Here is a 7,429-nt window from a genome sequence, read left to right as displayed (position 1 = left end):
AGCTTCGCGGCGCCGAGCGGCGCACTCGCGCGCGTGGCGCTCGGACCGGCGGACGGGCCGCGCATCGTGCTGGTGCCCGGTGCAACGGGGTCGAAAGAGGACTTCGTGCTGATGATGCCGCTGTTCGCCGCGGCGGGATACCGGGTCGAGTCGTACGACCTGGCGGGGCAGTACGAGTCCTGGGCGGCTGGACCCTGGAACCTCCAGCCGCCGCGCACCCGGTACGACGAGCGGCTGTTCCTCGACGATCTCCTCGCCGTGCTCGATGACGGCGCCGGACGCGCGCACGTGCTCGGCTACAGCTTCGCGGCGACCCTCGCCGAGTTGGCCCTGCTCGCGCGTCCCGACCGCTTCGCGAGCCTCACCCTGCTGAGCGCACCGCCCGAACCGGGCCAGGCGTTCCGCGGCGTGAAGCGCATCGGAGCGATCAGCGCGATCACCACGCCCCGCCAGGGCGCGGCGCTCATGCTCTGGGGCATCCGGAACAACCTCAACCGGGTGCCGCCGCAGCGGCTGGCCTTCGTGCGCGAGCGGTTCGCCCTGACCCGCCGCGAGAGCGTCGACGACATCATCGGCCTCATGATGCGCACCCCCGACCTGCGGGTCCGACTGGCCGCCTCGCCCGTGCCGAAGCTCGTCGCCGTCGGGGAGCACGACCTCTGGCCGCGCGAGCTCCACGAGCGGTTCGCCAGGTCGATCGGCGCGCGCTTCGCCGTGTACCTCACCGGCCACAGCCCGTGCGAGACGGCCCCCCACCAGCTCGTGCGCGACATGACGGCCCTCTTCGAGGAGGCCGGCGTCACGCCGTAGGGCTGGCGGGTCCCGAAGGCCGAAGGCGCGTTCCGGTTCAGGCCGCCAGCGGCGCGTCGCCCTCGGGGTTCACGTCGGCGACCTCGGCGAGCATCGTTCCCGACGCGGCGTCCGAGGCGACCGGACGCGCGCGACGGCGCTCGATCCGGCGCCGCATCGGCGGCCATGCCCGCCACTCCACACCGAGCGTGTGGAAGGCCATGCGCACCCGCCGCGAGATCTCGGGGAGGCTGTCGAACGGGCGGGCAGAGACGCCCACCACGAGCGCCCGGTCGTGCACGACCGTCATGCCAGGGCGGAGCCACCACGCGAGGTCGAGGTCGTCGTGCACATCGGCCCGGTCGCGATGCACGAGGTCACGGAGCTCGAGCCAGGCGTCGGCGCGCATGGCGTAGTTCGACCCGTACACGGGCGGATGGCCGAGCAGCGCCCCGATGACGACGAAATAGCCGCCGATGTACAGGTTGCGGGCGATCCACCGTCGGGGGCCGGTGCCGCCGTAGAACACGCCGGTGCCGGTCACCACCGTCGGCCGGTCGGGCAGCGACATCCGCCGCTCCACCTCGGCGAGCCACCCGGGGCCGGGGACGGAGTCGGCGTCGAGGCGGGCGAGCACGTCGCCGGATGCCGCGTCGAAGCCCGCCGCCGTCGCGGGCCAGATGCCGTGCACGGGCTGGGTCACCACCCGCGCACCCGCGGCCCGTGCGACCTCGACCGTGGCATCCGTGGAGCCGTTGTCGACGACGATGACCTCGTCGGCGGGGCGCGCCTGCCGCGCGAGGGCGTCGAGGCACGCCGAGAGGAAGCCCGCGTCGTTCAGGCTCGGAATGATGACCGAGATGGTGCCCATCAACGGCGAGTCTAGCCACGAGGCAACGCGGTGGCGCACGATTCGTGCGTTCCGGTCGCGGATGTCGCACTGGGGGCTTCCCCACGCGCACAGCCAGCGCATAGGCTCTGCCCCCAAATGGGTGTCGACCGATGCCACCCATACGGAAGGGAAGACGATGTACCCATCTGCCACACTTTCCAGACGCGCCAGGACGTTGGCGATCGCGACCGCGACCGCCGCCGGGCTCGTGCTCGTACCGGCGGGGGCCGCCATGGCGGCGCCCGCGTCGCAGGGCTGCGACAACCGAACGAACAACACGTACGACAAGCTCCTCGGATGCGTCACCGTCGACGGCGTCCTCGAGCATGAACAGGCCCTCCAGGCCATCGCGGATGCCAACGGCGGCACCCGCGCGGCGGGCACCGAGGGCTACACCCAGAGCGTCGAGTACGTGGTCGACACCCTCGAGGCCGCGGGCTGGAGCGTGGAGCTCGACGAGTTCGACTTCACCTTCGTGCCGCCGCCCGTGCTCGAACAGCTCACGCCGGTCATGGCGGAGTACGACTCCGGCACCTTCACGGGAACCGGGTACGGCGAGGTCACCGGGAACGTGATCCCCGTCGACATCGTGCTCGCTCCGCCGCGCGACCCGGTCACCAGCGGCTGCGAGGCCGCGGACTTCGCCGGGATCGACTGGTCGGGCACCAACGACATCGCGCTCATCCAGCGCGGCACCTGCGAGTTCGGCGTCAAGGCGATCAATGCCCAGACCGCCGGAGCCGAGGCGGTCATCATCTTCAACCAGGGCAACACGGAGCTCCGTTCCGGCCTCGTCACGGGCACGCTCTTCGGCATCAACCAGACGCCGCTGAGCATCCCCGTCGTGGGTGCGAGCTTCGCCGACGGCGCAGCGCTCGCGCAGGCCGGATCGACCGCGCACATCGTGGTCGACTCGCCCGAGTCCCGTCCGCAGGTCAACGTGATCGCGGAGCTCCCCGGCACGAACGACGACAACGTCGTGATGGCCGGCGCGCACCTCGACTCGGTGCTCGCGGGCCCCGGCATCAACGACAACGGCAGCGGCTCCTCGGCCCTGCTCGAGATCGCCCAGCAGATCTCGAAGCTGAAGCCCGAGAACACGATCCGCTTCGCGTGGTGGGGTGCTGAGGAGAGCGGGCTGCTCGGCTCGCGGGCCTATGTCGCCGACCAGGTCGCGGCCGGAACCCTCGACGAGGTCGCCCTCTACCTGAACTTCGACATGGTGGCCTCGCCCAACTACATCTTCATGGTGTACGACGGCGACGAGTCCGGCTGGCCGGCTCCGGTCGTCGTGCCCGAGGGTTCGGTGCAGATCGAGGACCTGTTCGAGAGCTACTACACGTGGGCCGGCGTCCCCTACGACGACGCCGAGTTCAGCGGTCGCAGCGACTACCAGGCGTTCATCCAGAACGGCATCCCGGCGGGCGGCCTGTTCACGGGCGCCGAGGTCCCGAAGACCGAGGAGCAGGCGGCGATCTGGGGCGGCACTGCGGGTGCGCAGTATGACCCGTGCTACCACCTCGCGTGCGATGACATCGACAACCTCGCGCTCGATGCGCTCGACGTCAACTCCGACGCGATCGCCGCCGCGGTGCTCACCTACGCCTACTCCACCGAGACGGTGAACGGCGTGGTCGGCAAGAAGGTCCCGGGCAACTTCGCGTTCCCGGCTCCGGCCGGGCCCGAGGGCACGGTCAACCTCCCCGGCGGTGGCGGGCTCGCGCCCGACCACGGTCACGGGCACGACGACGCCGACTGAGTCGACGCGGTCGTGAGGGGCGGGGGTGCCCGATGGCGCCCCCGCCCTTCGCGTGCCACCGCGTGCCCGCGGCGCGCTCGTCGGGCACACTTGGCGGGTGGACACCATCGTCAAGGCACGAGCGGATGCCCCCGAGGGTTTCTTCGAGGCGGAAGCCGCCGGGCTCGCGTGGCTGGCGTCGGCCGGCGGCGTGCGCACCGCCGCGGTCGTGTCCGTCTCCCAGGGGCGCATCGAGCTCGAGCGGATCCCCGATGCCCGCCCGACGTCATCCGCGGCTGCGGCGTTCGGCGCGTCGCTCGCGCGAACGCACGCGGCGGGCGCCGGGGCCTTCGGCGCCGGGCCCGACGGATGGCGCGGCCCGCTGTTCATCGGTCGCCGTCACCTGCCCGAGGCGGACGAACGCACCTGGGGCGCCTTCTACGCGCGCGACCGGGTCCTGCCCTACCTGGCGATCGCCGAGGAGGTCGGGAACACGACAGCGTCGGAGGCCGTGCTCGTGCGGCGGGCGGCCGACGTCATCGCGACGGGTGCGTTCGACGACGACGAGCCGCCCGCCCGCATCCACGGCGACCTGTGGAACGGCAACGTGCTGTGGTCGCCCGACGGCGTCGTGCTCATCGACCCGGCCGCGCACGGCGGCCACCGCGAGACGGATCTCGCCATGCTCGCGCTCTTCGGCTGCCCGTTCCTCGACGACGTGCTCGCGGCCTACGATCGCGCGCTGCCCCTGCGTCGCGGCTGGCGCGACCGGGTGCCGGTGCACCAGTTGCATCCGCTCGCCGTGCACGCGGCGGGGCACGGCAGGGGGTACGGCATCGCCCTCGCCGAGGCCGCCGGGCAGGTGCTCGAACTGGCCCGCCCGCGTCGGGAATAGTTCGGCGACACCGTCCGTTCCACCCATTGCATGCAAACGCATGAAGTAGGACGAGGAGCCCAGGAGGGCGAGATGCAGTTCGGAATCTTCACCGTCAGCGACATCACACAGGACCCGACGACCGGTCGAACCCCGACTGAGGCCGAGCGCATCCAGGCCACGCTGACCATCGCCAAGCACGCCGAGGAGGTCGGGCTCGACGTCTTCGCGCTGGGCGAGCACCACAACCCGCCGTTCTGGTCGTCCTCGCCGACGACGACCCTCGCGTACATCGCCGGCCAGACCTCGACCCTGCAGCTCTCGACCGCGACGACCCTCATCACCACGAACGACCCGGTGAAGATCGCCGAGGACTTCGCAATGCTCCAGCACGTTTCGGGCGGTCGCGCCGACGTCATGCTCGGCCGTGGCAACACCGGCCCCGTCTACCCCTGGTTCGGCAAGGACATCCGCCAGGGCCTGCCGCTCGCGATGGAGAACTACGAGCTCCTGCACCGCCTCTGGCGCGAGGACGTCGTCGACTGGGAGGGCAGGTTCCGCACGCCGCTGCAGGGCTTCACCTCGACGCCGCGCCCGCTCGACGGCGTGCCCCCGTTCGTGTGGCACGGCTCCATCCGCACCCCCGAGGTCGCCGAGCAGGCCGCGTCCTACGGCGACGGCTTCTTCGCCAATCACATCTTCTGGCCGGCTTCGCACACCCAGCGCATGATCGCCCTCTACCGCCAGCGCTTCGAGCACCACGGCCACGGCACCGCCGCACAGGCGATCGTCGGCCTCGGCGGCCAGGTGTTCATGCGCAAGAACTCGCAGGACGCGGTTCGCGACTTCCGCCCCTACTTCGACAACGCGCCGGTGTACGGCCACGGCCCGAGCCTCGAGGACTTCACGCAGCAGACGCCGCTCACGGTCGGCAGCCCGCAGGAGGTCATCGACCGCACCCTCGGCTTCCGCGACTACGTCGGCGACTACCAGCGCCAGCTCTGGCTGCTCGACCACGCCGGTCTTCCGCTGAAGACCGTGCTCGAGCAGCTCGACCTGCTCGGCGAGGAGGTCGTGCCCGTCCTGCGGCGCGAGTTCGCGAAGAACCGCCCCGCCGAGGTTCCGGATGCCCCGACCCACGCCGCGCTCGTGGCCGCGAAGTACGGCGACGAGGCGCCCCGCCAGGCGACGCCGAACGCGAACCGCGGCGACAACCTCGCCGGCCCCTCGCCCTACCAGGACGTGCAGGCCGCACCCGCACCCGTCAAGACCGGCTCGGCCTTCGGCCCCGCCGCAACCCGATAGGAGTCCTCCGATGACCACCAAGCGCATCGTCGTCATCTCGTCGGGCCTGTCGACCCCGAGCTCGACCCGGCAGCTCGCCGACCGGCTCTCTGCGGATGCCGCCGAGATCCTCCAGGAGCGCGGCGTCGAGGTCGAGGTGCAGACCTTCGAGCTGCGCGACCTCGCCCACGACATCACCAACCACCTGCTGCTGGGGTTCGCCCCGCCGAAGCTCGAGGCGGCACTCGAGGCGGTCGCCGCCGCCGACGGTCTCATCGCCGTCACGCCGATCTTCACCACGAGCTACGCGGGCCTGTTCAAGTCGTTCATCGACGTCATCGACCCGCAGGCGCTCACCGACCTGCCCGTGCTCATCGGCGCGACCGGTGGCACGCCGCGGCACTCGCTCGCGATCGACTACGCCATCCGGCCGCTGTTCACCTACCTGCACGCCGTGCCGGTGACCACCGGGGTCTATGCGGCGACGAGCGACTGGGGCGACGGCGGCGACGGCGTCCGCTCATTGCCCGACCGCATCTTCCGCGGGGCGAAGGAGTTCGCCGACCTGGTCGAGCGCACCGATCGCTCCGACCTGATGAACGACCCGTTCGCCCTCGAACGACCCGTCGGCCACCTCATCGGCGGACTCGCGGGGGAGTAGCCCCGGCTCGTGATCGCAGGGCCCGGCGCGTCTCGCGCCGGGCCCTGCTGCGCGACGGCGAACCGCAGGCGACGGCTCGATGAATCCTCGGCGATCCGGTGCGATTCCGGTCGTGCGGCGCCCGACCGTCGCCCACGCTGGAGGCGTGAAGGTCGCACTCCTCGCGGAATCGTTCCTCCCGCACATGAACGGCGTGACGCACTCCCTGCTCCAGGTGCTGCAGCACCTGGAGCGGCGCGGGCACGAGGCGGTGGTCATCGCCCCACGATCGGGTCCGATCGACCGGACCCTCCACGGTGCCCATGCGGTGCTGCTGCCCTCGGTACCGCTGCCGAGCTATCCCGACGTGCGGATCACCCTCGGCAGCGTGCACCGGCTGTCGGCCGTGCTCCGCGAGCACGACGTCGACGTCATGCACCTGGCATCGCCGTTCGTGCTCGGATGGCGCGGGCTGGCCGCTGCCGAACCGCTCGGCGTGCCTTCGGTGGCGGTCTACCAGACGGACATCCCCGCCTACGCCGAGCGGTACGGCGTCCCCGGCGCCGCGCCGGCGCTCACCGCCCACGTCGGCAGGCTTCACCGACGGGCGACGCTGACGCTGGCGCCGTCGACGTCGGCGGTCGACCGGCTCACCGCGGCCGGCGTGCCCGGCGACCGCATCCGCATCTGGCGCCGTGGCGTCGACACGAGCCGGTTCACGCCCGGGCGGCGTGACGACGCGTGGCGACGCGACCTGGCCGGCCCCGGCGAGGTCCTCGTCGGGTACGTCGGTCGGCTCGCGCCCGAGAAGCAGGTCGAGGACCTGCGGGCCATCGCGGACCTGCCGAACACGCGCCTCGTCGTGATCGGCGAGGGGCCGTCGCGCCACGCGCTCGAGCGGATGCTGCCGGATGCGCGATTCACCGGCTTCCTCGGGGGCGACGCGCTCGCCGTGGCGATGGCGAGCCTCGACGTCTTCGTGCACCCCGGCGAGAGCGAGACGTTCTGCCAGACCGTCCAGGAGTCACTCGCGAGCGGGGTGCCGGTGGTCGCCACGGGCCGGGGCGGACCCCTCGACCTCGTGCGCTCGAGCGTCGACGGATGGCTGTACCGGCCAGGCGACCTCGCCGAGTTCCGTGAGCGCGTGCGCGACCTCGTCGGCGACGACGCGAAGCGACGGGCGTTCGGCGTGCGCGCACGCGAGGCGGTGCA

7 protein-coding genes are annotated in these 7,429 nt (G+C 71.9%); 6 read left to right on the top strand and 1 reads right to left on the bottom strand.

The window, feature by feature from the left end:
* Positions 1-810 (top strand): alpha/beta fold hydrolase (locus tag GH736_RS13960; RefSeq protein WP_159604297.1); only part of this gene is annotated, 810 nt, incomplete at its 5' end.
* Positions 811-847: 37 nt separating this feature from the next.
* Here the strand turns inward: GH736_RS13960 and GH736_RS13955 are convergent.
* On the bottom strand, positions 848-1,660 hold the full coding sequence (locus GH736_RS13955; protein WP_159604295.1) for a glycosyltransferase family 2 protein: 813 nt from the start codon (positions 1,658-1,660) through the stop codon (positions 848-850).
* A gap of 196 nt (positions 1,661-1,856) precedes the next feature.
* Between GH736_RS13955 and GH736_RS13950 the strand changes: the two genes are divergently transcribed.
* The 5 genes from GH736_RS13950 to GH736_RS13930 all read left to right on the top strand — a co-directional run.
* Complete coding sequence (locus GH736_RS13950; RefSeq protein WP_235934214.1) at positions 1,857-3,440, top strand: M28 family peptidase; 1,584 nt, start codon at positions 1,857-1,859, stop codon at positions 3,438-3,440.
* A 106-nt stretch (positions 3,441-3,546) separates the two neighbouring features.
* Complete coding sequence (locus tag GH736_RS13945; RefSeq protein ID WP_235934216.1) at positions 3,547-4,314, top strand: fructosamine kinase family protein; 768 nt, start codon at positions 3,547-3,549, stop codon at positions 4,312-4,314.
* A 72-nt stretch (positions 4,315-4,386) separates the two neighbouring features.
* Entirely contained in the window at positions 4,387-5,598 is a 1,212-nt protein-coding gene (locus GH736_RS13940; protein WP_159604289.1) for an LLM class flavin-dependent oxidoreductase, read from the top strand.
* A 10-nt stretch (positions 5,599-5,608) separates the two neighbouring features.
* Positions 5,609-6,238 carry a CE1759 family FMN reductase gene (locus tag GH736_RS13935; protein ID WP_159604287.1) on the top strand — a complete coding sequence of 210 codons (630 nt, stop codon included), beginning with the start codon at positions 5,609-5,611 and terminating at the stop codon, positions 6,236-6,238.
* Between the two features lie 145 nt (positions 6,239-6,383).
* Positions 6,384-7,429: glycosyltransferase family 4 protein (locus GH736_RS13930; protein ID WP_159604285.1), on the top strand; the 1,046-nt coding region annotated here is incomplete at its 3' end.

Origin of the sequence: Agromyces humi (genome assembly GCF_009720255.1) — a bacterium.
Taxonomy (GTDB): domain Bacteria; phylum Actinomycetota; class Actinomycetes; order Actinomycetales; family Microbacteriaceae; genus Agromyces; species Agromyces humi.
The sequence above is the reverse complement of the archived record's forward strand: the minus strand, read 5'-3'. Positions and strand labels throughout refer to the sequence as shown.

What these genes read in the sequence shown, in the direction of transcription:
- GH736_RS13955 (WP_159604295.1), bottom strand. Translation starts at nt 1,660, where the DNA reads ATGGGCACCATCTCGGTCATCATTCCGAGCCTGAACGACGCGGGCTTC.
- GH736_RS13940 (WP_159604289.1), top strand. Translation starts at nt 4,387, where the DNA reads ATGCAGTTCGGAATCTTCACCGTCAGCGACATCACACAGGACCCGACG.
- GH736_RS13935 (WP_159604287.1), top strand. Translation starts at nt 5,609, where the DNA reads ATGACCACCAAGCGCATCGTCGTCATCTCGTCGGGCCTGTCGACCCCG.